The organism is Alloprevotella sp. (assembly GCF_057240785.1).
The window spans coordinates 1-22847 of sequence record NZ_DBHHRH010000006.1 but is presented as its reverse complement, the minus strand read 5'-3'; the positions used below and the strand labels follow the sequence as shown (position 1 = coordinate 22847).

The following is a 22847-nucleotide window of genomic DNA, read 5'->3' as shown; positions in this document are numbered from 1 at the left end:
CCGAAAGGATGCGTGTGCGGTTTAAGAAACTCATGAAAGAGCGTTTCTTAAACCGGATTGGGGTTAATAAACTTCAGAGCCGAAACAGGACATAACGTTGAGCTTTACACCACGAAGGTCGCTTGCTCGCACGTTGTCATAAATTCGAGAGATGCCCCACGCAAAGCGTTCCTTGCGGTCGGGCTCGAAGAACGGGCAGGGCTGCACACCCTTTATCACGGCAGAGTTCACCATCGTATAGGTTTCATTCCTATTCCCTGCCAGCATCTTGTAGGCAGTGTGGCGCAGGCATTTTCCAGCCTGCTCGCAATGGGTGCCTGAGCAGTGTGCAAAGTCGTAGTCTATCAGTTGTATTCTTGGGTCATAGGGGTAGACGTTTTTATGATATCAGTTTGATTTCAATTTCTTTGCAACCCATACGACCCATGTGTCAATATTATCTTTGAGAGAGGCGGGAAGTGGTAGCGGAATCTTTATATCTGGCTTGATTCCTATTTCTTTTGTTTTACATACTAAAGCGAAGTCTTCGTCAACGCAAACTGGATAATAGCAAGTAATCCCACTATGTGGCAGTTGAAATGGAGTGATGTTACCCGACAGGTTTGCTCCGCTGGTATTGTCTTGTCCATATATTTTTCCACGATGACAATAGTCTTTTATAAAACGAGCTAAGGTTTCTCCAGAACTTGCTGTTCTGCTATCAACGAGAATTGCCGCCTTTTTTAAATGGCTTGCTATGAAAGGCATATCCTCATTATTGTTCTCTTCTGACAATGGTACAAACTGTGTTTTCGATTGGCGGGCTCTCTCTACGATGTTTGTATCACCTTGTTTCATGAGTACTTCCCTGTTCATGGGGGTGTTTCTGAATAAGACTCTCCAAGGTTTCTTTGGTTGATGGTCTGCGAGTATCTCAAGGAAAGGTTCCCAAATGGCATCATTTCCCCCAGAATTACCTCGAATATCTAAAATTAGATATGGACAATTCATCCTTTTATATGTTTGGGCAACACTATCGACCCATGCGTAAGTTGGACTCTGACCACTGCAAGATGGTATTCTTACCAGATAAGTATCTGCATCAAGCATACACGCAAGGGGTTGAGGGTCATACTCCATCTTCTCATTATATTTGGGATGGACCCTTCGGTCATATTCTTGCCAGAATCGATGTCGGTCAACTATAAAATGCGTATCGAATTGAGAGAAAAACCAAAATACATAGTCACAAGTTGCGGTTTCTATATCTTGACCTTCCAGTAAATGTCGCTTGATCGACTTTTTAAGCCTGGAATATTCCTTACCATACATTTTATGAATATATGGATAAGTAGCAAGATTAGCTTCAGTAAATCTTGTTAGATATTGATAATCTTTTAGATGATGATTGATGCTGTCAGGATGTATTGCAAATGATGTAGAAGTACAACATAAAGCAAAAGAAACAAGGAACAATCTTAAGTTCATAATATTTTGTTGTTCAAACGGATTATATTTTAATAATGTATTTATCAAATAGCTACTTCTTGTTCGACACTTGATCTTGGCTTTGCGAATTTATATATTTTATTCTATAACTTCCTCTTCTTTTTCATATTCTTGCATCCTTTTATATCTATTTACCCCAATTCGGGATAAGCAGTTTTTCTTTTCCTCAAAAAAAGTTTCAATAAAAGCCTAAAAAGAGGATTGTTTTTTTGTATATTTACTGTTGATAATCAATTATATAACAAAATAACAATCCTTATGAAACTTGTCAGCAAAGTTACGGAAATCTATTGTATTGCAGATGATTTTTGCAAAGAATATCATTCAGAATTGAACAAAACCTCTCTTTCTCTCTCAAACGCCTCTGCCAATAGTCCAAAACATTCCAAGAGAAAAGAGCGAATGAGTGATGCTGAAATGATCACAATTCTTTTTTTGTTCCACAGCAATGCATTTCTGAATTTCTATTTCAAAATAAGCCGTTGTAAAGATAAGCGAGAGAAAATATGAGAACTTTGGCTGTTTAGAAACGCCAACGAAGCTGAAGGCTAAGATCGTTCTTTGATGCCGAAGAGATGAGTTGTTCGCCTGCTCCGATAGCGGATTTGTTGAAATAGTGAAGCAAACTATATTTCACACCTATGTCCCAGTTTTTTGTGAGTTGCCACTGCCCGAGGAGCACTGCCCGCAGACCGTGATAATAGCACGCACCGAAACCACCTGCATGGCGCAGATAGGGTTCGTAAACATAGCAAGCGCTGGCATAATCGTCGGTGAAAAAGACTGCTGCCAATGCGGCTAACTTCAAAGTGGAGGTGGGGCGAAAGCCTGTGCGCAGCGAGAGCATCCAGCCCAGCGTGTTACCAGTGGTCTGTTTACCCGCCAGCGCAATATCAATGGCGGGATGTAGTTCCCAGCGGTCGTTCCGTAGGTTCAGTTGTGCGCGTAATCGGTGGGTTGTGGCATATTGCAACAGTCCTGCATATTTGGGAATGTTCTGTTGCTTCGCTTTGGCGCGGTAGCGCAGCAAGAGCTGGCCGCCATTTTTCAGTTGCCAGAGCAGTTGCGCCATAGCATCGAAGCCTTGCGATGCCCCCGTAGCGCGGAATGTAGATGTAGGAAAGCGAAAGAAATCAACATAACCTCGAAGTTCCAAACGGCGAAATCCATTGTATTTTCCGCCCAAGAGGAGACCGTGTTCATTGGCCACATGCGAGCCTTCTTGCAGAGCATCGCCATGGGGCGACACAAAGCGCGGAGCAAAGACGCGGTGCTGCAATGTGAATTGGCAACTGCTGGAGGGAGAATAGACAAACGTATTGGTTGTGGCAAGATGCAGGCGGCGGTCGGCAGCAGCTTCACCACTCAGCGTGATGCGATGGGAGTGGAGGTAGTAGTTTACGGACAATCCGGCAGCATCCTTTCCCCGCATGAAATACTGCGTATAAGCGCGCTGCTCTGGATGGAGAAAATGATTGTAGTGAGTATAAAGCCCACTCACACCTATGCGCCATTGTGGGCGGAGATAGAGAAGTTGTCCACCAGCCGTCAGATTGTCCACATTGCGCCGTCGCGACAATTCGCGCGCAGTACGATGATAGCCATCGTAGAGGAAGGAACGCACTGTGTCGCCTTCCTGTCTGCTGTCTAACTGGTGATAGGAGAGAAAAGCTGTGAGCAGCCAATTACCGTTTCGGATGCCGCCTGCCACGCCGCGAAAGAAACGTGCTTCGCTCATGCTGGAGTGGTTGTGTAATACCATGGTCGTTCGGCGCGGCGCATCGAGGAGTGTTGCTTTAGAACCATAGGTGGCACAGCCGAAGAGCAAGCCTTGTCCAATGGTCACGGTGTAGTCGCCCGCCAAGAGTTCGTAGCGATTGTTGGATGAGAGGTAGTGGGCATAGGCCGAAAGGGCATCGTAGAGATAATTGCGATAACGCCCAATAGGTTCGCCTGCATCCTTCTCCAATGTTAGACCGTATTGCACTCGGCGGTGCCAATCGTAGCGATAGCGCAGGTTGTTGTAGAGTCCGCTGCCGAGATATGCGCCGTTCTGCTCACCTCGTCGCCGATAGAGCGGTATGTCGAGACGTGTTTCCAGTTCGTGTCGACCGCTAAATAAGCGCACTTTCAATGGAGCTACCTGCTGAGGAAGTGGCCAGGCTTGGAGGAAAAGGCTCAGATAGCACCGATCGGTATAGCTGAGGCCGGTGATGAATTGCAGTTCCCCCAGCGTGAGAAATTGGTGGTGGCGATCGCGATAGGCCAGTATGGAGTCGGCCTGTGCTTCATCGAGAAACGGCAAGCGCAAGAGGTCGTCCCGACTGACAGTGTTGAGATTCATCGGGTGAAGATAGAGATTCTCGAGCTGTTCTTGCAGTTCCTCGCTACTTTGTTCATCGAAATATGTATCGGCAAAGTCGGTCCAACTGATATAGCGTTCTTGGGCGCAAAGTGTTATGGGAAAAAGAAGAAAAAGGACAAGGGCGGCGTGTTTCATAGGATAGGAAGATTCGGGAGAAAAAGCAAAAGTCCTACTCGCAAGAGTGGGACTTTTGTGGAGGGTTAAGAAGCAATCAGAATACTTCGGGCGGCAGTTGCTCGTCAGTATCAGATGGGTGGTTTTGTTCCCAGTCGATAAAGAGCAAGATGAGGTTGTGCAGCCCAAAAGCTTTCATGTCGTTGTGGTAGATAACATCGATACAGAGGTCGAGTAAGTCCTTGGTATTTTTCTCATTTTGAGCAATGAGTGCACGCACAGTCATTCGCAGTTTGGTGAGAACATCCTCGGTGACATAACCGTGAGAGTCGACGAGATCACGAAAGAGATGATATTTCTGAATAGTTTTGAGATTATCGTCACTAATGTCGAGATGGCGTGAGCCTTTTTCGTTGAGTTGGATAGTGTACATAGTGTTTGTTCTATGGTTTGTTTTTCTGTTTGTGTATGTTTCTGTGCAAAGATAGAAAAATAAATTAGGGTAAAAACTTTTTTTCGATTTTTGTGAAGAAGTATAAAAAATCCCGAACAGGAGTATTGTTCGGGACGAGAAATACTGTTCGGGACGAGGCGTGAGAAGGAAAAACTTTGACATGCGCCCGCTGTGTGTGAACACTTATTTGCTGAGGAGGAAAGTGAGCAAGGCATTCATGGCTTTGCTGCGAAGATGCGTGCCCTTGATAGAGGTGAAGGGAAACCCCATTGTGATGGCTGCGCGCTGTCGCCCTTTGTAGGCAACTCCGGCCGATTGTTTATCCGCATAGGAGAAGGCACTGAAGGCATCGGAAGAGGCGGGGATGAGGACGTCACTATTCTGTAGGGCATAATGTTCGGCGTTCCAATCGCGATAAATAGGGATTTGAAGATTGAGTCCCTTGATGCTGTCACCGCCATAAGTTTCGATGCCAGCAAACGATACTTTGAGAATGTCTTTCAGGAAGTTGCGCTCATCCTCCTGCTGCATATCGCGTCCTATGTAAGCTCCACTCACAAGCAGGTTGCCTCCGTGGTGCGTGTAGGCCGATATTTTTTTCTGCATAGCCTCATCAAAAGTTTTGTAGTGGCTGAGATTGTAAGGGACATCGCGTTGCAATCCTGCGATATAATCAACAAGGTCGTATTTATTCCAGTCCGTTTGGTAAGCCGCTTCGCGAGAAACTGAGGAGAAACTGTACTTGTGCGCGGCAGCAATGGCTTGGCCGTGCTGCATGGGGTAGTCGAAGGTGTTTCCCGCCAAGGTCTTACCTTGCAGTTCTGCACTTGAGTTATTGCCCGCTTCAGGGTGAGTGAAATCCGTTTGACGGCCACAGAAAGCAGTGGTATAGAGATAGGGTACGCCAATATCCTCCCGAAGATCGAAGCCGAGAGAATCGTTGCGTTCTACCCATGCCGGACCACTCACACGGTCGAAACCATTGACGATAAGGAGGTGTGCCGTGGCTTCTGTTGCCTTGTAGACACTCAGTACCTCAGAAGGCATACTCTGTCCGCCTGCATTGACGGCTGTGACCTTGAAATTGTATTGTCGACCAGGGCTGACGGGGAGCGTAAGGGACGTTTTGCCCTGAGTGAGTCGCCCGTTGTCGAACGCTCCGTCACCAACCGACGTGTAGACGATATAGTCCGTTGGGACAGCAGAAGGTTCGAGTTTGTCCGTAGTAGGCTGCCAAGAGAGTTGTACAGTGTTGTCCTTCTCGGAGAGCAGGGCGGAAAACTGATGAATGGGGAGCGGCTGGACAATATAGTCCTTGATGCCGTGTTCATAATTGACAAAGCGAAGCAAGGACTTATAGATGCTGCGCGACAATTGGAACTTAAACGAGGGGTCATGGCCGAATTTCATGTCGGAGAAGTTCTGGTGCGACATGATTTCTAAGATGGCCGAGGGAATTTCTGGCATCCGTGTTTCAGCATAATTGCGATCCCACACTTCACGCCGCGTCCATGTGGTGTCATAATAGGCCGAGAGATCGTTCGTCAGCGTGGACACAAGAATGTTGGCCAGATCCTGTGAAGCATAGCGCGAGAGTCCACTGTTATAATATGTGTCGCCATTGCTGGGAAGCGTGGTGGTGCAGATTCCCAAAGTGCCGAAGATACTACGGTCTTTGCGCACACCGGCATCACTATGAATGGCAAGAGCCAGTTCGAGCGGAACGAGTTTCTGACTCTGCTGAGTGGGAACATGCAGACTATCGCGGCGCGCAGAATAGGTGGGGTTGGGATTGTAGATGCTACCCGCACTCAACCAATTGGTGAAGTTGCCGCGCACGCGCAGGTCGTCGTTGTAGTCGTTAGCTCCATTTTCGGTGTTGTATAAGGAGTCGGGCAAACCGGCCCATTGTGCTTGATAGCGCGCGGCTTCAAGGAAACGGGGCAGACCACTTGTGCCAGCATTGCCACGTTCGTTTTGTGAAAATCCGCCGCCAAAGCGTACGCCGTCGGCAGTGACCACACCAGAATAATTGCTCTGATTGCTGAGAACTACGCGGCTCTGCCAGTTTTCTCCTTCGTCGAAATCGAAAGTTCCGAGGTAGACCCATGTAGAACCTCCCATTTTTTGATTAACCTTGAATTGCGTGCGTTGCCCTTTATGGTATACTGTGTAGTGAGCATCGGGGACGCTGTTAGGTTGGCTGGAATAGGATACATATACGGCATAGCGGCCAGCGTGAGGAATGCGCGGCGTCCAGGTGACAGAGGCAGTGCCGAACTTCTTAGTGGTGGCGGCAATCGTGCGGGCTGTACCGAGGGAGAAAGGTTGGATACTATCGACGAGAAGACCCGTCGGGGTAGAAAAACCTGTGGCGATGGTGGCCCAATGGTCTGTACCAGAAGATGTCTCAGAGTAGTCGCCCATGAGGTGCGGGCGGTCGTTGTCCACGATGGCTTCGCTCTGCTGTATGTCGCGCTCACGCGGGCAATAGATAATGGCCCCAGCATTTTCGAGCATGGGGAAGAGGTAGGGATATACAAACGATTGAGTGAACATATCCTCTGTGGTGCAGTAGAGATAAGGTCGCTGCCATTGCCAACTGCCGTCGCGGAAATAGCGCCCATGGCTCGGCCAAATCATCAGGTGTCGGTTGGCTAAACCTTTGGTGGGAGCGTAGGGGGCTGAGGTGTTTTGCACCCAAGGATTACCATTGTAGTTTTTTTCTCCCCACAAGCGATTGGCATCTGCTTTGGCTGTGCGGTAGATATTAGGGATTAAGTCCTCAATCTGCTGCGAGTTGCGCCCAAAGACCACTACGCGATACGTGTTATAAGGTTGCGGGAAAAGGCGCGGCATTTCGCGATAGATACGATTGACGCTCTGTGGAGTAAAGGGCTGAGAATAGAAAGGTTCGTTAGCAAAGATGCTAATAAGCCGTTGTTGCTCATCGACGCGAAAACTATCTGCCTGCATAGATTGAGCAGGGTGATAGCCATCTATGCGATAGTTATTGAAATAGTTTTGGATAGCGTCGGAAAGCAGTGTGTCCTCGGTCTGTGCAAAAGCAGTCAGACTGAGGACAGCAAGGGATAGGTATGTAAAGATTCTTTTCACTGAATGTTTTCTACTTGAAAATTCTGGGGATGACGACCTTTGAAGCCGCTATAGTAGTCCATGATTTCTTTCATGTCCTTTTCTACGTTTTCCTCCTTAGGGAAAATCTCTCGCGTGCAAACGATGCGGCGTTGCTCAAAGTCGATGGCGTAGAGTTGGATAGGAATGTTGGCCTTTAGAGCTATAAAATAAAAACCACGTTTCCATATCTCCACGCGTGAGCGAGTACCTTCGGGAGTGACAGCCAAATGGAAATACTCGCTCTGACGGGCTTTTTCGGCTACAGCGTCCGTGAGGCTGGTGTGCTTCTTTCTTTCCACAGGGATACCTCCAATGTAGCGAAGAAAAGAGCCGAGGGGCCAAAAGAACCAACTATTCTTCATCAGAAAGCCTGCCTTTTTGCCTTTAGCGGTATAATAGAGTTCTCCGAGAAAAAAGTCCCAGTTACTGGTATGTGGAGCTACGCAGATAATACATTTATTGCGGTTGGGTACACTTACTTGCTCCTTCCATCCCAGACGTTTGAAAAAGAGATAATGACAAAGTTTTTGAAACATTTTATAATAGCAGAGTAAAGAAGAAAGTCCGACTGATTCTGCCAGTCCGACTCCTCTAAAAACGGTAAAGATGAAACAGCAAGTGGTGAATGACAAACTTTCAGCGGAGTAAGGCTGCTGTTTGTCACTCGCCACTCAATGGCGGCTCTGTGGCCGCAACTTATCATTTTGTCCTATTAGGACTTAAGCTTTAATGATTTCGTCGGAGAGTTTGTTGGCTTGCTGCGTGAATTCAGCGCGCAGCTTTTTGAAGAAGACTTTTTCCTGGCCTTTTTCAACGTGGCTCAGGCGAGCTACATAGTCTTGATATGTAACCATAACCATTGCCATGAGTTCTTTCAGCTTCTCATCGTTTTCTGGCTGGCACATACTCAGTGCTACACAGTCAGCGAAGAGATCTCCACAGATGTTCTTTATTGCTTTCTTCAGTTTTCTTTTGCTTGACATAATGCTTCTGTTTATTGTTTGTGGATAATTTCCATCCCTTTCAAGATGGCTTGTTCGTTCATGGGGAGTAAGTCCCAGTGTCTTTCGGGGAGCGATTTTTTGAGGGCTTTCATAACACTCTCGATACTGACAATGGGGTGGACTTTGAGGAAACCTCCGAGCACCATCATATTGAAGGTTTTCATGAGCTTCATCTCTGCCGCGGTGTTCATGGCATCGAGACAGAAGTTATTGATATCCTCGCGTTTAGGTTTCTCAATGATGCCAAAGCTATCGTAGATGATAGTTCCTCCTACCTTCACTTTGGGCTGGAACTTGTCCAGAGAGGGCTGATTGAGCAAGATGGCGGTGTCGTACTGGCTCAGAATGGGCGACGATATCTTTTCGTCCGAAATGATAACGGTGACGTTGGCCGTTCCACCTCGTTGCTCTGGGCCGTAGGCAGGCATCCATGTAACTTCTTTTCCCTCCATCAGTCCGGCATACGCAAGGATCTTACCCATTGAGAGCACACCCTGACCACCGAAACCTGCTATGATGATTTCTTCTTTCATAAGAATTTCGTTTTAGTGTTTAGCTTCGCTGTCTTTCAAGTCGCCAATGTTGTAGTAGTCGAACATGTGTTCTTCCATCCACTTATTGGCCTTGACGGGACTCATCTTCCAGCCTGAGTTACAAGTAGATACTACTTCGATGAGATTAGAGCCTTTGCCGTTCATAGAGTTTTCAAACGCATGGCGAATGGCTTTCTTGCATTTGCGGATAGCTGCCACGCTCTGAACGCTTTGACGTGTCACATAGGCTGTACCTTCCAGTTGAGCTGCCATTTCAGTGATTTTCAGCGGATAGCCATGAAGTTCGGGATCGCGGCCGAAGGGACACGTTGCGGTCTTCATGCCCATGAGTGTTGTCGGGGCCATTTGTCCGCCTGTCATACCGTAGATGGCGTTGTTAATAAAGATGATGGTGATATTCTCCCCGCGGTTGAGCGCGTGGACTGTTTCGGCCAATCCGATACAGCCCAAATCGCCATCGCCTTGGTAGGTGAAAACGAGGTGGTCAGGCCAGAGGCGTTTGCAGGCCGTGGCCAGTGCGGGAGCGCGACCGTGAGCTGCTTCCTCCCAGTCGATGTCCAAATATCGATAAGCAAAGACAGCGCAGCCTACGGGGCTTACGCCGATGGTTTTATCTTCCATGCCCATCTCGGCAATGACTTCGGCCACCAATTTGTGGACAACGCCGTGTGAACAACCTGGACAATAGTGCATTTGCACATCGTTCATCAATTCAGGCTTTTGGTAGACCAGATTACCAGGTTGAATTATTTCTTCTCGTGTCATAGATAATTTGCTGATATTATAGCGGACGAGTGTTCGCTTATTCTTTATTGCTACGTGCATGACGTTGCAGCCCGTGGGGACGGCGAAGCATTGTGGTCATGCGTAGAGTGGCTTCCACCATTTTGATAAGGACGGCAACAACGCCTAACCCTATGCTGAGGAGGCGGATATGCTCATTCTCAGCGTACCATGTGTAGGCCATTCCTATCATGGCGATGAGCGACAACAAGATAAACACGCTATTCATAATATTGCGAATGAAGAGCAGTTTCCGTTCTTTTTGTTGCTGCTGTTCGTCTTCCTTGCGGCGACCATTGCGCACTTCTTCGAGGAAACGTTGTTCGTCTAAATTCATAGGTGGGTTTTATTTAGCAACTTTTCTGAGTTTCTCCATGGCCTGAACGATTTCGTCAGGGTCGGGAACAATACCTCCGAGACGGCCAAAGTGTTGCACAGGGATGTTATATTCCACTGCTGCTTGCACATCAAAGACCATCATGCCAGCATTGATTTCAACCACCAGCATTCCTTTGACCTTTTCGCTGAGTCGCTTGAGTTCTTTGCTGGGGAAAGGCCACAATGTGATGGGGCGGAAGAGGCCCACTTTGAGCCCCTGCTCGCGCATATTGTCCATCGCTTTTTGCGAAATGCGAGATGCTGAACCGAAGGCCACTATGATATAGTCTGCATCCTCGCAGTATTGCTCTTCGAAGCGCACTTCTTTTTCTTCACATTCAGCATATTTCTTTTGCAAATGGAGATTGCGCTTCTCCATTGCCGCAGGTTCGAGTTCCAAAGAAGTTATGACGTTGGGGCCACGTTTTTTTAGACCGTGACCATTGGCAGCCCAAGGACATTCCTCGTAGATCTGCTCATCGGTGCGACGCGGTTTGAGTGGTGGGAGAATAACCTTTTCCATCATCTGTCCGATGACGCCATCGCTCAAAATCATTGCAGGATTACGGTAGCGGAAAGCCAGTTCAAAACCTAAGTCCACAAAATCTGCCATTTCCTGAACAGAGTTCGGAGCAAGGACAATAACGTGGTAGTCACCATTGCCACCGCCACGCGTTGCTTGATTGTAGTCGCTTTGCGAGGGCTGAATCGTGCCCAGACCAGGACCTCCGCGCTGAACATTGACGATGAGGCCAGGAACTTCCGCTCCAGCCATGTAGGCAATGCCTTCCTGCATGAGGGCTACGCCAGGACTGGACGAGGACGTCATAACACGTTTGCCCGAACCACCACCGCCATAGAGCATATTGATGGATGCTACCTCACTTTCAGCTTGCAGTACTACCATGCCTGTGGTTTCCCACGGCTTGAGCATAGCTAGAGTTTCGAGCACTTCGGATTGCGGTGTGATGGGATAACCAAAATAACCATCGCATCCGCAACGGATGGCAGCGTGAGCAATCGCTTCGTTGCCTTTCATTAATAAGATTTCTTTTTCTTCTGCCATGGTTATTCCTCTTTTTTTCGATAAACGGTGATACACCCATCAGGGCATACCATAGCGCAGCTGGTACATCCTGTACAAGCATCGAGATCCACTTGCTTGCAGAAGGCATACCCTTTGTGATTTACTTCGCCCGTGGCGAGCGCAAGCGAATGTGTAGGGCACGCTACCACGCAAAGGTTGCAACCTTTGCAACGGTTCTCGTCCACTACGACGGCGCCTTTCATTTTACCCATAATTGTTATGTATTAAGAAGCTAGAGGGGATAGAGTCTGATCTTCCTTTCTCTGGCTTTTTTTTGTCGTTATTGATTGTACATGTCTTTGTTGTAGAAATCCATAATGCCATTGAGCATTTCTTCGGCTTGAGCTGCAGCAGCATTGCCGTCGGCTTGGTGCGATTGGCGGAAACAGCTGATGGCTTGTCCCCATTCGCTGCGCTTCATATAAGCTTGCCCTTTTAGATACAGCACCTGTGCATCAGCGGGGGAGAACTTCAAGGCTTCGTCCGCGAGTTGCAGGGCTTTATCGATCTGTCCTTCTTCAATTTTCTGTGCTATTGCACTGTAATTTATCGGCATTTTGTGAATTGTTATGTTCCACACTAAAAGCAAAGTTAAGGCTATTTTCTTTTACTGCCAATTTATCGAGGATTTTTTCACGTTCTATTAAGCAGAATTTTCAAATCTCCTCTCTTTACAGCTTCTGTAGTTTGCCTTTGACTTCTATTCAAGAGAAAGAAAATAGCCAATAGAATATGTTGTCTGTCGCTTTTATGTCTTACTACCACTGCTTGCTGCTATGTTTTCCCTACTGGGAAGTTTCTCATCTTATACTTATAAATTGAAACGAATTATATGCTTATAACTTTTAAATAATTGGCGTTTTGTCAAAAATATTCTTATTCTATAGCTCTGAGAATCGCATAAAAATCAACTTACACACCTTTGGCTGAAAAGAACGCCAATTTGAACTGTCAGTAAAATAGGGCATTTTGTAATTTCTATAGGAGAAAATAAAATTTCTATAGGCGGAATTAAAATTCCTATAAGGGAAATTTCAAATACAATAAGGGAATGAGCTGACACAATAAGGATATCAGTTGGTAGTCTTATTGTGTTTTCGAACAAAATAGTCCGAAAATGGCATCTTCTGATACTGTATTTCCTCTTTTTCGGCTATTTCTTTTAAAAAAAAGAAGTTCTTTTCCGTGTAGCAGGTCTATTCTTACTTTTCTTTCTTCACTTTAAGTTTGTTTGCTCTGTTTTTCTGCACTAGATTGGAAAAGTTAATTGTCAAAATTATAGACAGTATGAATTCTCTCCTTGAAGACACGAAAAAGCCCGATGCGGAAAATTGCATCGGGCTTTGATATGATTACTGCTTAATCCTTAGAAGCGGAAGAAGCGGTAGAGATTGTCTTTGATATGGCCTTGTTCCTGAACGAGAGTAGCAAGGAGGACTTCTTGAGCACCACCGAAGTAGTTTTGAGTAACAATGCTGCTGAAGATGCGCTGAACAATCTGTTGCTGTTGCTGCTGGAGATTGAATTGCTCAGCACCTTTCACCTTGTTGGTTACTTGTGCAAAGTAAACAGCACCTTCGCCTTGAACAGCACCAGTAAACTGGCCTTTAGCTGTGCGGTAGATAGCACCCGTCAAACGAGGTTCAGAAACGCCTAAAGCCTGGAGCTGTGCTGGCTGACCAAGGAGAGCAATGTTGTGGAGCTGTTCGTTGATTGCGCCCTTCTGCTTCTTAGCGTCGTTGATATTCTTAACGTTCTTAGTTTGTGCAAGAATCATTTCTGCCTTCTTCTGCTGACGAACAACGCGTGTAAGGAAATCTTTCACAGTCTTGTTCTCCAAGGGGAGATAGTCGCCATCATTGATCGCGCTTACACCGATTACCAGCAAGTGGTCGTTGTTTGCACCGCACTCATAGAGCTTGGAGATTTGACCAGCCTTAGCATTGTCGAACACCCACTGCATTGCGTCTTTAGCACCTTCGCCACCAATCTGTGATTGGATTTGGAGATTGCTCTGAGAGTATGCGTCCATCGAGCGGAGAATATAACCGGCCTTACCAGCGTTCTTGATGAAGCTATCGAGATCGCGGTTCTTGGCCAAGAACATATTGAGCTTGTTGAGTTCATCGTTGTGCGTCTTCTTGGAGAAGTCGAGTGTGCGCTTCACAATAGCTACGTTGTACTTCGTTTCGGGCTTCTTGCTCTGAAGTACCTCAACAATCATCGTGTACTGAGAGAGCTTGACGAGCTTCAGACCTGGACCACTAGAAAGCTGCGTGATGAAAGTTGCATCATCGGCTTGCATATTGAGGTTTTCAGCCTGTGAAGCAACAATCCAAGAGGAGTCGCCCTGCTGCTGATACTTCTTAGCGAGGTCCTTGAACTTAGCACCGCCCTGTAAAGCCTTGTAGATGCTGTCGGCAGTAGCTGTTTCTTTGGCCTTATCAGCATTTGCTACGCCGATAGCGCGGTATAGGATAGAGTCGGGAGCCTGCGTTTTAGCAATAAGCTTGAGAACATTGAGCGTATTGTCCTGCGGATTGTAGTACATCGGCTTCACTTGGCCAACGCTCATAGAGTCCAGCTTCTGCTGTACATCAGACATTTGAGCAAAAGCGTTCTTGCCAAGTGCTGCATTAACATAATGAACGCTAGAATTAGCGCTGCTAACAACGGTTGCTGGATCTGCACCGTTTTGCAGCTGCTGCTGAGCAGTTTGCATTTCTTTTTCGAGAGCTGCACGGTCTGTTGCACTAGCCTTTACTTGAATGTCGAGAACCTGAAGGTCTGCACTGCGAGCAGGATTCTTGATAATGGGAGATTCCTTGTATTGATCGTACGCCTTCTTCAAGTCGGCATCAGCAATCTTAATCTGGCTGTCGGGGATAGAGGATAGAGGGATGGCTACAACGTCTGCCTCACTCTGCGTGTTGCGGAAGTTATATTCTACCTTAGCGATTTCCTTGTTTGCGATAACCGAAGCTCCAAGCAGAGAATAGAACTTATTGGCCAACACTTCTTCGTGCAGTTTTTCAAGACTGTAGTCGCAGAGTTTGCGAATCTTCTGGTACTGCTCGATATATTCAGCCATGCCTGGTTGCTGCTGTGCCTGCTTGCGCATATTGGCCATATTGGAGTCGTACTCCTTAATGAATTTTTGGAAGCCTGCAACATCGAGGCCGCCTTGCTGGCTTGGGAAAATCTGAGCCAGAACCTGGAGGCTAGAAGCCTGACCTGTGCGAAGAGTGTTCTGAACATCTTCTTCTGTTACTTCTAGACCAGCTTTTTCTGCTTCATGCTCGATGGTAGTGTTACGAACAAAGTCGGTCCATACTTGCTGTCCGAGCTGGCTCTTCTCTTGTTCTGTGAGTGTTGCCTGAGGGTTTTGCGTCTGCATTTGCTTTGCAAATTCCTGCATCTGGGTTAATTCGTCGAGTTGAGCTTGATAGTCCTCGAACTTTAACTTTTTGCCATAGACTTCTCCTATGGTCTGGCGATTGTCGTTCGAGAAAACATCGAACACCTTGAAGTAGTCGCCGGCAATGAATGCAAATAGAGCTAAGCCGATGAAGCCCATCAGCAGAGGTCCTTTGCTTCGAATAGATTGTAAAGCTGCCATTTTGTGTTATTTAGATTTTATTTTATTTCATTTTTATGACTGGCAAAGGTAGAAAAATAATTTTATACTTTCCCTTTGTATTGTCTATTTTTTAATAGGAGTGGGGGCTGGACGCATCTGCTGCAAAACAGAATCAGGAGTTTGCTGTTTGTCTGTTTTTTTATTTTGTCCATTTTCTTCTGGTTTAGGGAAGAAACCTTTACTCTGGTAAACGTGATATTCCGTCATCTGCTCGTTGGCAGTAAAGCGATCTCCTTCGATTTGTTTATCAGGCTGCGTAATCTTCATATATGTGTTGGAGTAGAACCTATGTTCCTCCATATTCCAGAAGAGTTCTGCTGTATGGAAGTATGTACGCTTCTCCATATCGTTTATGACTACATGTCCTTTCAAGCGCCACAGGTTTTGATTGAAGCACCAAGCGGAGTCTGCTTGGATATAGAGATCCATCTTGAAGTTTTTGTCAAATCTCTGGAGAAATATTCCTTTGGGAAATTCCTGGCGTGGCGGGTTCGTTTTGTCATAGACGCGCCATTCTTCGGCTATGATGCGATAACGCATATAACCCGAATCAGAGATGAGCTTAGATACTCCTATTGTTGTCATTATAGCGGCTGAGTCGCGCTTCTGGTCCAAATGGCTGATAGGAGGAGCGTCTTGGTTACAAGAAAAGATAAGGAACGAGAGAAATAGTAATAAAAACTGAGCAGCAAAACCTTTTTGGAGAAGGCTTTGCTGACAGATTTTATTAAGTATGTTTTTGAATTGCATTCCGAGGACTATAGAACGTTATTGAGCTTTCCATTTATTGAACCAACTCTCATTAAATGTCACACCGATGCTGACGCGCATATAGTTTTCTTTAAGAGAGCCACTGATTTGTGGAGCTACGTGTTCGAATCCTGCTGCCAAATTGAGAACACAACGATTACTGTGACTATTAATTATTGGTATACCGACGCCTGCACTTACTTGATAGTTGCGTGGGCCATCACTTCCGTTCACCTTTGTATAGGGAGTAGTATAAGCTGCTCCTAAGCGGTAGCGAATACGATTATACCAACGGTAACCATCTGGATTGACGACATACTCTGCTCCGAGGGAATATTTACTCAAATCTGTAAATTGTCCAGTTTCTGCCGTGTAGGTGTAACCGGATGCCGAAGTAGATAGCGTTGGGTACTGTACTTTGCTCCACTTTTGCAGTGTATAGTCGGCTGCAACACGGAGCCGATTGTTGTAGTTCCAAGTAAGTCCTACACCAAACGTATGTGGCAATTCAAAACCATTACGGAGCGAGAGAGTATCTCCTACATAGACTTTGTTTTGTCGTTGCTGATCATAGTAATTTGCATAGCCCTGCGTTTTATGTCCAAGGCCGTAGACCAAGCCGAGTATGATGGAGTTCTTTTTATTAATACGTTGCTCGTATTGCAAACCAAAATTCACCGTATAGGTTTTGACGTGTGCATCGTAAGTCCTACGGCGCGTATTGATAGTAGGGTCACTGTATGAAGCCACTATATTGTGTTCCATATCACCCCAGAGGTAGCCACCATTTACACCGAACGAGAAACCTCTAAAAGGTTCCCAGCCCACACCAAGGTATACTTGCTGGAGTCCTCCATTACCATTGTGTGCTTCTGTCTCTGTTACATCCCCAGTCGAAGCTGTCCATGTGCGTTTATCGTTCATGCTGTATCCGATGGTAGAAAAAGGTATCATGCCAAGGGAAAAGCCCAAGTGTCGTGCGCCACGAAAACCTACCGTGATATAATCTATCGATGTGTTGCGAGCATTAACGCTTTGATTCCCCTGCTTGATGTTAGCATTTTGCAACGAGAGGCCTACATCGAAGATAAAGGACAGAGAGTCGATTGCAGAAAAGGAAGCGGGGTTTTTGAAGTTTACTTCTGTACCCCCGCGCCAGCCGTAACCAGTGCCAGCCAAGGCGGTGGAGGCTGCGCTGTGGCGATCGTTGAGCAAACCAAAACCATAGCGGGAGTAAGGAGAGTTGCTGCCATTGTTCTGGGCCATTGCCGTTGTCGTTAGAGCAAGGGCGGAAGCTATAAGTAGCGGATATTTCATTCTGAAAGGTCTAAATTTCGGATGAATAAGTTTTATGATAAGAGCAAGCGGTTAAGTCCAATAGCCACTAATTGTGGCTCTATATGGATGCGTTGTTGCAAATCGCTGCTAAAGAGAGAACTGTCGCCACCCGTAAGAAAAACCTCAAGTTGAGGGTGGTTTTTGGCATAATCTCTGATAAATCCTTCAATTTCGTATTGTAGGCCACGAACAACACCTACACGCATTGCCGTTGGAGTATCGTAGCCAGCGTCAGGTACTTCTCCTTCAATAGGGATCAGCGGAAGGAGTGCCGTATGATCATGCATGGCTTTTAGGCGGAGCATGAGCCCTGGCGATATATTGCCTCCAATGAGGTTTGCATCAGCGTCTATATAATCATAGGTGACGCAGGTGCCAGAATCAATCACGAGGAGCTCTCGATGGGGAAGTAATGTTACAGCCCCGACAATAGCTGCCAAGCGGTCACTGCCTAATGTTGGAAAAGGATTGTGTACTGGTGAGGGAGTGGTTGCACTAACGCGAAGCACTGGGATGCCAAAGCGATGGAGGGCCTCTGTGATAAGTAGATGTTCATGCCCAACATTAGAGAATGCACAGCGCGTAGGCTTGAATTTCTGAATGATATTAAGAATTTCTTCCTCATCGTTATCGGTCCAAGCTGTTTGAAAAACAAGTTTGTCCTTATCAAATATCGACGCCTTTGCGCGTGTGTTTCCTATGTCAATTGTAAGCTGCATTCTGATACGAAGCTATTTGCTTGGCAAAGATACTCCAATCCATCCGATAGGCAAAATTTTTAGAAAAATACGTCTGCGAGTAAAGGTAAAGGCATGATAAAGAGGAGAAAGCTATTCTTTCTTAATTATATACACAAGATTTGTTGAAAGGCTTACTCATTGGGTTTTGCTTTGCCCTATTAATATAGGATTTCACGCAGGGATTTGAGAAGAACGTAGAAGGAACTCTTTGCAGGATATTGTTAATATGTTCTGTTATAACAGGGGTCGGGTACTGACTACACAGAATCATAAAGAATCCAGGGCCTAAAACATTGTTAGAGTTTTCTACAATAAAGTTTGTTTCCAAGTCTTCTGATTTCTTATTGAGCGCATCGGCCTTTTTCCCAAACTTCTTGTTGATGACATCCATGGAATAACCCATTCTCATCATTTTAATGGCTTTTTCCTGTATTTCCCACATCTCGTTGTCAATGCGGTTCTTCTGTCGGTAGAATTTATAGAGGCGGTCGTTTAACGGCCCTCCAGATACGCGTTGTCCGAGATTGTCCACAGATATTGTGAGATTACCATTCTCTAAGACAATCGGCATCACATTCTCGTTCTCCATACACACTTGCGCAAGTACGATAGAATCCACGGCCCCAAAGAAGTTGAATCTGCCGTGTATCACTTTGCAAGAGTCTATGTTTTCTGACGTAACTCCATTGGGCGTTACTTTCAGATAGAGCATGCGCCCGTCCAGAACGGGTACTGTCGAATTACCAGCTATGTTGTATTGTTCCGTGCATGAAGTCAGAAACAAACTGGATATAAGTAGTAATAAAAATTGTCGCATGTCTTTTTCTTTTGTGTTGCAAATATACATTGCGGCAATGAAAATGGTTAGTCCTAATTGTTAGAAAATGTTGTTTTATAGTACATTTAACTATTGGTCCAAAGCTTTTAACGAATCTTCGACTCCTTCGAAGAGTGGCTTGGAGAGAGTTGTCTGTACTTATTCCTTATTAAGGGATGAGAGGCGAAAGGCGGAGTAAACTTCAAATATAGCTGCGATGCAGAGAGAAAGTTTCCATAAATCGCCTGTCAGCGGCCGTATGTGAAAGTATTCTGTGAACATCAGAACTGCTGTAACCAACAGAAGGATAGCTCCTGACACCTGTTGTCGACGTAGGCGACGAATCACGATGTCCTGCCCCTTGTAGTGTTGGCGAAACTGCACAACGGAAAAGGGGATAGCTCCAATGGTGTAGACTATTGCTGCATAGATGAAATTCTCCTGACTAAGAAAGATGGGGAGTACTGCACCAATAAGTAGGAGGATACCTCCCAGTTGAAAGAGTCGTTCCATTATTATTTCTTTTCTTCTATGAGGTAAACGTCCTCATTATCTTTCTTCATGACAAGGCTCACGCGCGCCACGTCCTCCACAGCTTTCGGACTCTGAGATAATTCGCGCATACGTTTGGAGTCTGCTTCGTATTGTTTGTCGTAGTTTGCAATCTGTTCGAGCATCTCCTGGTTACGCTGATGTAGTTGATAGCGATAGAAGAGGCTATTGTTGTCGAGTAGTCCAATGACAAGAAGGAAGAATAGAATTGTAAAGAGATACTTGTGTTTCAGTACAAACCTACCAATGCTTGCGAGAGGTGCCATGAGAGTTGAGGTTTAGAGATCATGCTGCTGGAGGCGATATTCAGCAAGCTTTTCATATTTCGTGCCTTTTCGACCATAGTTGGCATAGGGAAAGATACTGATGCCACCGCGCGGGGTGAAGAGCCCCGTCACTTCGATGTATTTTGGATCCATCAGCTTGATGAGGTCCTTCATGATAATGTTCACGCAATCTTCGTGGAAGTCGCCGTGATTTCTGAAGCTGAAAAGATAGAGCTTGAGGCTCTTGCTCTCCACCATGCGTACATCAGGAATGTAGCTGATGCGAATTTCTGCAAAATCAGGCTGTCCCGTGATAGGGCAGAGACTGGTGAACTCTGGACAGTTAAAGCGTACCCAGTAATCGTTGTCGGGGTGTTTGTTGACAAAAGATTCCAACACCTCTGGAGCATAATCGCTCTTGTATTCGGTCTTACGCCCCAGCGTGTTCAGACCTTCGTTTTCTCTATTTGAAGCCATAATATATTATAAAGGAATATAAAATCCGACCATTCTTTGCTGGTCGCTTTATTCTTGCGGGTGCATCACCTCGAAAGGTGTCTTACCTGCTGCTTTGAGTTTAAGGTAGGCGTTAAGGCCATGCTTACGCAATTTGCAGCTGGGACAGTGTCCGCAACCATCGCCTGCTATGCCATTGTAGCACGTCAAAGTTTCGTGGCGTACCAAGTCCAGCACACCCAGCTCGTCACTTAAGGCCCATGTTTGGCATTTGTCCAGCCACATGAGTGGCGTGTGGATAACAAACTGTTCGTCCATGGCTAAATTCAGCGTCACATTAAGGCTCTTGATGAAAGAATCTCGACAGTCTGGATAGCCTGAGAAATCTGTTTGTGAAACGCCCGTGACAAGATGGAAGATGCCGCGCTCGCGTGCATAGACAGCAGCGATACTCAGAAAGAACATGTTGCGCCCAGGTACAAACGTGTTAGGGAAACTATTAGCGGGTTTTTCTTGATCCATCTCCAGAGAGGTATCTGTCAGCGAGTTCTTGCCCAAACTCCCGATGAAACTCACGTCCATTTTGTCGAAATGTATGCCTGCTTTCTTGGCTATCTTCTCTGCCAGTTCCACTTCCAGTACGTGTTTCTGACCATATATGAAAGCAAGTGCGTAGACCTCTTTGAAATGGGCTTTTGCCCAGTAGAGGCAGGTGGTGGAGTCTTGTCCGCCACTGAATACTACTAATACTTTATCGTTGTTCATTGTGTTCTATTGCTATCCTATTCCCAGATCTTGCAGCTTCTTTTGAATGCGAAAGAGAATTTCTATATGACCTTTCAGTCCGGGACGTTCATACGATTCCAGCGCCATTTCGCTCATGAGATGGCACGTCTTCTTTACATCCGGAATAATAGTCGCCTGGTCGAGCTCTAGCGAATCGGGCATTTCGTCCTTGTGCACCACGAGCCAATCCGTCAGAGCTTTCACTTCCTCTTTTGTGTAGAGTACTATGGGTTTTCGTGCAGCCATAAAATCTGTATTTCCTGCAAAATTAGTGAATTCTTTGCAGAATGCCTATACTTGTAAGCTAAGACAGGATGTGAACAGAGTTTGCTCACATCCCGTGCGTACAACTTTTTCTTGAAGTCTTTTGTTCTTTTTCTTATTCCTCTACGACAACTGTTCTTGTTTTCAGTTGTGCGCCTGCGGCTTTGGCGGCCTCACGGAATATCTCGTTTTTGCGATCGATAGTGAAGCGGCGGAATTTTCCAGCCATGCGGGTCAATTGGCCTTTTGGATTGAGCGCGTTAGCGTCTGTAATCCAATCTTCAGCGCGGTAATCTTGCAACTTGTCGTTGGGAGTCTCTTCTGGCTCATATATATAATGGAGTCGTTGCAGAGACACCGTGAATTTGTTGTCCTCTACCTGGTAGATAACATCATAGAAGAAGCGCGTGCGATGGGTCACCCATGCTTTTTTCTTGAAGTAGAGATATTCCTCGATGCGTGCAGCCAAGAGGCCGTTGGCTTCGTCGTTCTCCACAATGCGGCATTGAGGTAGTGCGTTCTCTCCCTTGATGAGTTGCTGCTGCGTGAAGTCGGTGAGGCGTTTGAAAATTTCGGTTTTGTTTGTGTTAGGCACATCGTAGGTATGGCTGAAGACCACCACACCTTGTTCATTAACAGGAACTGCACCTTTCAGATATTTCTGTTCTGTTTGAGCCACGACTGTCAGCGGCAAGAGGAGGAGCAGGAAAAGTAGTTTGCGGATTTTCATTGTGTTCTATTTTTGTTTGTGTGCAAATATAATGAATTACTTTCGGTCTGTTGTGCGAAAAAACTAAATAAATGTGGATACTTTCTGATTCGCTCTTTTGCAAAAAAATCGTAATATTGCGGCCGTATGGGAAAAAAGCGAATAGGAAAGAAGCGTTTGACTGCATTGTTGGATGCTGCGGCTAAGAAATATGAGGTGCCAGAATTCTTGACGGAAGACCCGAGTTGTTTCATGCACAAGGTGGAGGGGCAGAGTAATCAGGAGTTGATGGGCTTCATTGCTTCTGTGTTTAGTTATGGCAATAGGCGACTCTTCTTCCCGCGTATTCAGTTTTTTCTTGATATTTCTGCCGGACAACTCGATACTTGGCTGCGAAGTGGAACTTTCCGCTGCGATGTGCCCGATGAGGCGCGTTGTTTTTATCGCCTCGACCAGTGGCATCATGTACGCCAATTCTTGGAGGGACTTTATGCGCTCTTGCATGAATATGGAACGCTGGGTGAGTTTGTGCGGCAACGTGCCACAACAGGATTGCAAGCCGTTGAGGCGTTGACTGCTTATTTCTGTCGATGGGATGTAGGGCATTTGGTACCGAAAACTGCTAAATCTTCTTGTAAGCGTGTCTGTATGTTTCTGCGCTGGATGGTGCGTGATGCTTCTCCCGTGGATTTAGGATTATGGACCTTCATCGACAAGCGCTCTCTTCTTATTCCTTTGGATACCCATGTTTTGAATCAAGCTCTCTCACTCGGACTTGTATCCTCTCGCACTGCTTCTATGTCGGCCGTAAAGAGACTTTCCGACCGCTTACTTGAAGTTTTTCCTGACGACCCTCTACGTGCCGATTTCGCCCTCTTTGGTGTCGGCGTGAATGCGGCTGAATTTGTGGAAGAATAAGGAAAAATAGTATTTACCGACTTTTGTAAACAGAATTCTTGTTTTTAGTGGCTGAGGGAGGCTTCCTTTTCCCTCCTTCTATGTGCTGTGCATATCTATCTCCTTTCTGAGTGGTGAATACAATAAGGTTGCTGCTTGGCTTCCTTATTGAGTTGGTGAATATCCTTATTGTGTTGACGGATACAATAAGGAAAATTGGCTTATATGACAAAAAGAGACCTAAAATCTCTTGTACTCCCTTTATTT

The 22847-nt window shown here is 46.0% G+C and carries 25 protein-coding genes and 2 pseudogenes; 2 read left to right on the top strand and 25 right to left on the bottom strand.

The annotated features are described in order from the left end of the window. Positions 1-66: 66 nt before the first annotated feature. Together ACO4R2_RS01650 and ACO4R2_RS01645 are read right to left on the bottom strand one after the other, a co-directional pair. Positions 67-365: pseudogene (locus ACO4R2_RS01650) on the bottom strand (DUF6078 family protein); the annotation flags it as partial. A gap of 22 nt (positions 366-387) precedes the next feature. Beyond that, positions 388-1515, bottom strand: coding sequence for a S41 family peptidase (locus tag ACO4R2_RS01645; RefSeq protein WP_484768919.1), 1128 nt, complete (start codon positions 1513-1515; stop codon positions 388-390). 231 nt (positions 1516-1746) lie between these two features. Between ACO4R2_RS01645 and ACO4R2_RS01640 the strand changes: the two are divergent. Continuing rightward, positions 1747-1992 (top strand): annotated as a pseudogene (locus tag ACO4R2_RS01640) (IS982 family transposase); the annotation flags it as partial. A gap of 19 nt (positions 1993-2011) precedes the next feature. Here ACO4R2_RS01640 and ACO4R2_RS01635 read toward each other — a convergent pair. The 22 genes from ACO4R2_RS01635 to ACO4R2_RS01530 all read right to left on the bottom strand — a co-directional run bounded on the left by ACO4R2_RS01635 (position 2012) and on the right by ACO4R2_RS01530 (position 21704). Then, positions 2012-3988 (bottom strand): ComEA family DNA-binding protein, encoded by a 1977-nt coding sequence (locus ACO4R2_RS01635; RefSeq protein ID WP_484768918.1) that lies wholly within the window; start codon positions 3986-3988, stop codon positions 2012-2014. A 76-nt stretch (positions 3989-4064) separates the two neighbouring features. Beyond that, positions 4065-4400, bottom strand: a complete 336-nt coding sequence (locus ACO4R2_RS01630) for a hypothetical protein (RefSeq protein ID WP_183695771.1) — start codon at positions 4398-4400, stop codon at positions 4065-4067. Between the two features lie 204 nt (positions 4401-4604). Further along, a complete protein-coding gene (locus tag ACO4R2_RS01625) occupies positions 4605-7538 on the bottom strand; it encodes a golvesin C-terminal-like domain-containing protein (protein ID WP_484768917.1) in 2934 nt (977 codons plus the stop codon). Further along, positions 7535-8095 carry a 1-acyl-sn-glycerol-3-phosphate acyltransferase gene (locus ACO4R2_RS01620; protein WP_484768916.1) on the bottom strand — a complete coding sequence of 187 codons (561 nt, stop codon included), beginning with the start codon at positions 8093-8095 and terminating at the stop codon, positions 7535-7537. Before ACO4R2_RS01620 ends, ACO4R2_RS01625 begins: the two co-directional genes overlap by 4 nt. A 183-nt stretch (positions 8096-8278) precedes the next feature. Continuing rightward, positions 8279-8542 carry a hypothetical protein gene (locus tag ACO4R2_RS01615; RefSeq protein ID WP_183695781.1) on the bottom strand — a complete coding sequence of 88 codons (264 nt, stop codon included), beginning with the start codon at positions 8540-8542 and terminating at the stop codon, positions 8279-8281. An 11-nt stretch (positions 8543-8553) separates the two neighbouring features. After that, complete coding sequence (locus tag ACO4R2_RS01610; RefSeq protein ID WP_347719987.1) at positions 8554-9096, bottom strand: 2-oxoacid:ferredoxin oxidoreductase subunit gamma family protein; 543 nt, start codon at positions 9094-9096, stop codon at positions 8554-8556. Between the two features lie 12 nt (positions 9097-9108). Continuing rightward, positions 9109-9882: a thiamine pyrophosphate-dependent enzyme gene (locus ACO4R2_RS01605; protein ID WP_183695787.1), complete on the bottom strand. Its 774-nt coding sequence runs from the start codon at positions 9880-9882 to the stop codon at positions 9109-9111. 37 nt (positions 9883-9919) lie between these two features. Then, positions 9920-10237, bottom strand: a complete 318-nt coding sequence (locus ACO4R2_RS01600; RefSeq protein ID WP_484768915.1) for a hypothetical protein — start codon at positions 10235-10237, stop codon at positions 9920-9922. A gap of 9 nt (positions 10238-10246) precedes the next feature. After that, positions 10247-11344: a 3-methyl-2-oxobutanoate dehydrogenase subunit VorB gene (locus ACO4R2_RS01595; RefSeq protein ID WP_484768914.1), complete on the bottom strand. Its 1098-nt coding sequence runs from the start codon at positions 11342-11344 to the stop codon at positions 10247-10249. Between the two features lie 2 nt (positions 11345-11346). Further along, entirely contained in the window at positions 11347-11577 is a 231-nt protein-coding gene (locus ACO4R2_RS01590) for a 4Fe-4S binding protein (protein WP_311490792.1), read from the bottom strand. Between the two features lie 68 nt (positions 11578-11645). Then, positions 11646-11921 (bottom strand): tetratricopeptide repeat protein, encoded by a 276-nt coding sequence (locus tag ACO4R2_RS01585; RefSeq protein WP_484768913.1) that lies wholly within the window; start codon positions 11919-11921, stop codon positions 11646-11648. Between the two features lie 810 nt (positions 11922-12731). Continuing rightward, a complete protein-coding gene (locus tag ACO4R2_RS01580) occupies positions 12732-14984 on the bottom strand; it encodes a SurA N-terminal domain-containing protein (protein ID WP_311490794.1) in 2253 nt (750 codons plus the stop codon). Between the two features lie 84 nt (positions 14985-15068). After that, positions 15069-15755, bottom strand: coding sequence for an LPS export ABC transporter periplasmic protein LptC (lptC, locus tag ACO4R2_RS01575; protein WP_315090215.1), 687 nt, complete (start codon positions 15753-15755; stop codon positions 15069-15071). An 18-nt stretch (positions 15756-15773) separates the two neighbouring features. After that, a complete protein-coding gene (gene bamG / locus ACO4R2_RS01570) occupies positions 15774-17072 on the bottom strand; it encodes a BamG family beta-barrel-assembly machinery protein (protein WP_484768912.1) in 1299 nt (432 codons plus the stop codon). Positions 17073-17104: 32 nt separating this feature from the next. Then, positions 17105-17812: a type III pantothenate kinase gene (locus tag ACO4R2_RS01565; protein WP_484768911.1), complete on the bottom strand. Its 708-nt coding sequence runs from the start codon at positions 17810-17812 to the stop codon at positions 17105-17107. Between the two features lie 121 nt (positions 17813-17933). Next, positions 17934-18650: a DUF4369 domain-containing protein gene (locus ACO4R2_RS01560; RefSeq protein WP_347719191.1), complete on the bottom strand. Its 717-nt coding sequence runs from the start codon at positions 18648-18650 to the stop codon at positions 17934-17936. 159 nt (positions 18651-18809) lie between these two features. Then, positions 18810-19163: a hypothetical protein gene (locus ACO4R2_RS01555; RefSeq protein WP_347719192.1), complete on the bottom strand. Its 354-nt coding sequence runs from the start codon at positions 19161-19163 to the stop codon at positions 18810-18812. A 2-nt stretch (positions 19164-19165) separates the two neighbouring features. Next, positions 19166-19468, bottom strand: a complete 303-nt coding sequence (locus ACO4R2_RS01550) for an FtsB family cell division protein (RefSeq protein ID WP_315090225.1) — start codon at positions 19466-19468, stop codon at positions 19166-19168. Positions 19469-19480: 12 nt separating this feature from the next. Continuing rightward, on the bottom strand, positions 19481-19945 hold the full coding sequence (gene queF / locus ACO4R2_RS01545; protein WP_311490801.1) for a preQ(1) synthase: 465 nt from the start codon (positions 19943-19945) through the stop codon (positions 19481-19483). A 48-nt stretch (positions 19946-19993) separates the two neighbouring features. Further along, positions 19994-20689 carry a 7-cyano-7-deazaguanine synthase QueC gene (queC, locus tag ACO4R2_RS01540; RefSeq protein ID WP_484768910.1) on the bottom strand — a complete coding sequence of 232 codons (696 nt, stop codon included), beginning with the start codon at positions 20687-20689 and terminating at the stop codon, positions 19994-19996. A 12-nt stretch (positions 20690-20701) separates the two neighbouring features. Continuing rightward, positions 20702-20956: a hypothetical protein gene (locus ACO4R2_RS01535; RefSeq protein WP_484768909.1), complete on the bottom strand. Its 255-nt coding sequence runs from the start codon at positions 20954-20956 to the stop codon at positions 20702-20704. 133 nt (positions 20957-21089) lie between these two features. Beyond that, a complete protein-coding gene (locus tag ACO4R2_RS01530; protein ID WP_311490804.1) occupies positions 21090-21704 on the bottom strand; it encodes a DUF4468 domain-containing protein in 615 nt (204 codons plus the stop codon). Positions 21705-21830: 126 nt separating this feature from the next. On the opposite strand from ACO4R2_RS01530, the gene ACO4R2_RS01525 reads away from it, so the two are divergent. Then, positions 21831-22601, top strand: a complete 771-nt coding sequence (locus ACO4R2_RS01525; protein ID WP_484768908.1) for a TIGR02757 family protein — start codon at positions 21831-21833, stop codon at positions 22599-22601. Between the two features lie 13 nt (positions 22602-22614). On the opposite strand, the gene ACO4R2_RS01520 is transcribed toward ACO4R2_RS01525, so the two are convergent. After that, the coding region (locus tag ACO4R2_RS01520; protein WP_484768907.1) for a hypothetical protein at positions 22615-22847 on the bottom strand (233 nt) is incomplete at its 5' end.

Bases quoted from the DNA above. Each gene is read 5' to 3' on its own strand.
- ACO4R2_RS01565 (WP_484768911.1), bottom strand. From the start codon at position 17,812: ATGCAGCTTACAATTGACATAGGAAACACACGCGCAAAGGCGTCGATA.
- ACO4R2_RS01605 (WP_183695787.1), bottom strand. From the start codon at position 9,882: ATGACACGAGAAGAAATAATTCAACCTGGTAATCTGGTCTACCAAAAG.
- ACO4R2_RS01635 (WP_484768918.1), bottom strand. From the start codon at position 3,988: ATGAAACACGCCGCCCTTGTCCTTTTTCTTCTTTTTCCCATAACACTT.
- ACO4R2_RS01610 (WP_347719987.1), bottom strand. From the start codon at position 9,096: ATGAAAGAAGAAATCATCATAGCAGGTTTCGGTGGTCAGGGTGTGCTC.
- ACO4R2_RS01600 (WP_484768915.1), bottom strand. From the start codon at position 10,237: ATGAATTTAGACGAACAACGTTTCCTCGAAGAAGTGCGCAATGGTCGC.
- ACO4R2_RS01580 (WP_311490794.1), bottom strand. From the start codon at position 14,984: ATGGCAGCTTTACAATCTATTCGAAGCAAAGGACCTCTGCTGATGGGC.
- lptC (WP_315090215.1), bottom strand. From the start codon at position 15,755: ATGCAATTCAAAAACATACTTAATAAAATCTGTCAGCAAAGCCTTCTC.
- ACO4R2_RS01620 (WP_484768916.1), bottom strand. From the start codon at position 8,095: ATGTTTCAAAAACTTTGTCATTATCTCTTTTTCAAACGTCTGGGATGG.
- ACO4R2_RS01560 (WP_347719191.1), bottom strand. From the start codon at position 18,650: ATGCGACAATTTTTATTACTACTTATATCCAGTTTGTTTCTGACTTCA.
- queF (WP_311490801.1), bottom strand. From the start codon at position 19,945: ATGGCTTCAAATAGAGAAAACGAAGGTCTGAACACGCTGGGGCGTAAG.
- ACO4R2_RS01585 (WP_484768913.1), bottom strand. From the start codon at position 11,921: ATGCCGATAAATTACAGTGCAATAGCACAGAAAATTGAAGAAGGACAG.
- queC (WP_484768910.1), bottom strand. From the start codon at position 20,689: ATGAACAACGATAAAGTATTAGTAGTATTCAGTGGCGGACAAGACTCC.
- ACO4R2_RS01555 (WP_347719192.1), bottom strand. From the start codon at position 19,163: ATGGAACGACTCTTTCAACTGGGAGGTATCCTCCTACTTATTGGTGCA.
- ACO4R2_RS01615 (WP_183695781.1), bottom strand. From the start codon at position 8,542: ATGTCAAGCAAAAGAAAACTGAAGAAAGCAATAAAGAACATCTGTGGA.
- bamG (WP_484768912.1), bottom strand. From the start codon at position 17,072: ATGAAATATCCGCTACTTATAGCTTCCGCCCTTGCTCTAACGACAACG.
- ACO4R2_RS01630 (WP_183695771.1), bottom strand. From the start codon at position 4,400: ATGTACACTATCCAACTCAACGAAAAAGGCTCACGCCATCTCGACATT.
- ACO4R2_RS01525 (WP_484768908.1), top strand. From the start codon at position 21,831: ATGGGAAAAAAGCGAATAGGAAAGAAGCGTTTGACTGCATTGTTGGAT.
- ACO4R2_RS01535 (WP_484768909.1), bottom strand. From the start codon at position 20,956: ATGGCTGCACGAAAACCCATAGTACTCTACACAAAAGAGGAAGTGAAA.
- ACO4R2_RS01550 (WP_315090225.1), bottom strand. From the start codon at position 19,468: ATGGCACCTCTCGCAAGCATTGGTAGGTTTGTACTGAAACACAAGTAT.
- ACO4R2_RS01595 (WP_484768914.1), bottom strand. From the start codon at position 11,344: ATGGCAGAAGAAAAAGAAATCTTATTAATGAAAGGCAACGAAGCGATT.
- ACO4R2_RS01590 (WP_311490792.1), bottom strand. From the start codon at position 11,577: ATGGGTAAAATGAAAGGCGCCGTCGTAGTGGACGAGAACCGTTGCAAA.
- ACO4R2_RS01530 (WP_311490804.1), bottom strand. From the start codon at position 21,704: ATGAAAATCCGCAAACTACTTTTCCTGCTCCTCCTCTTGCCGCTGACA.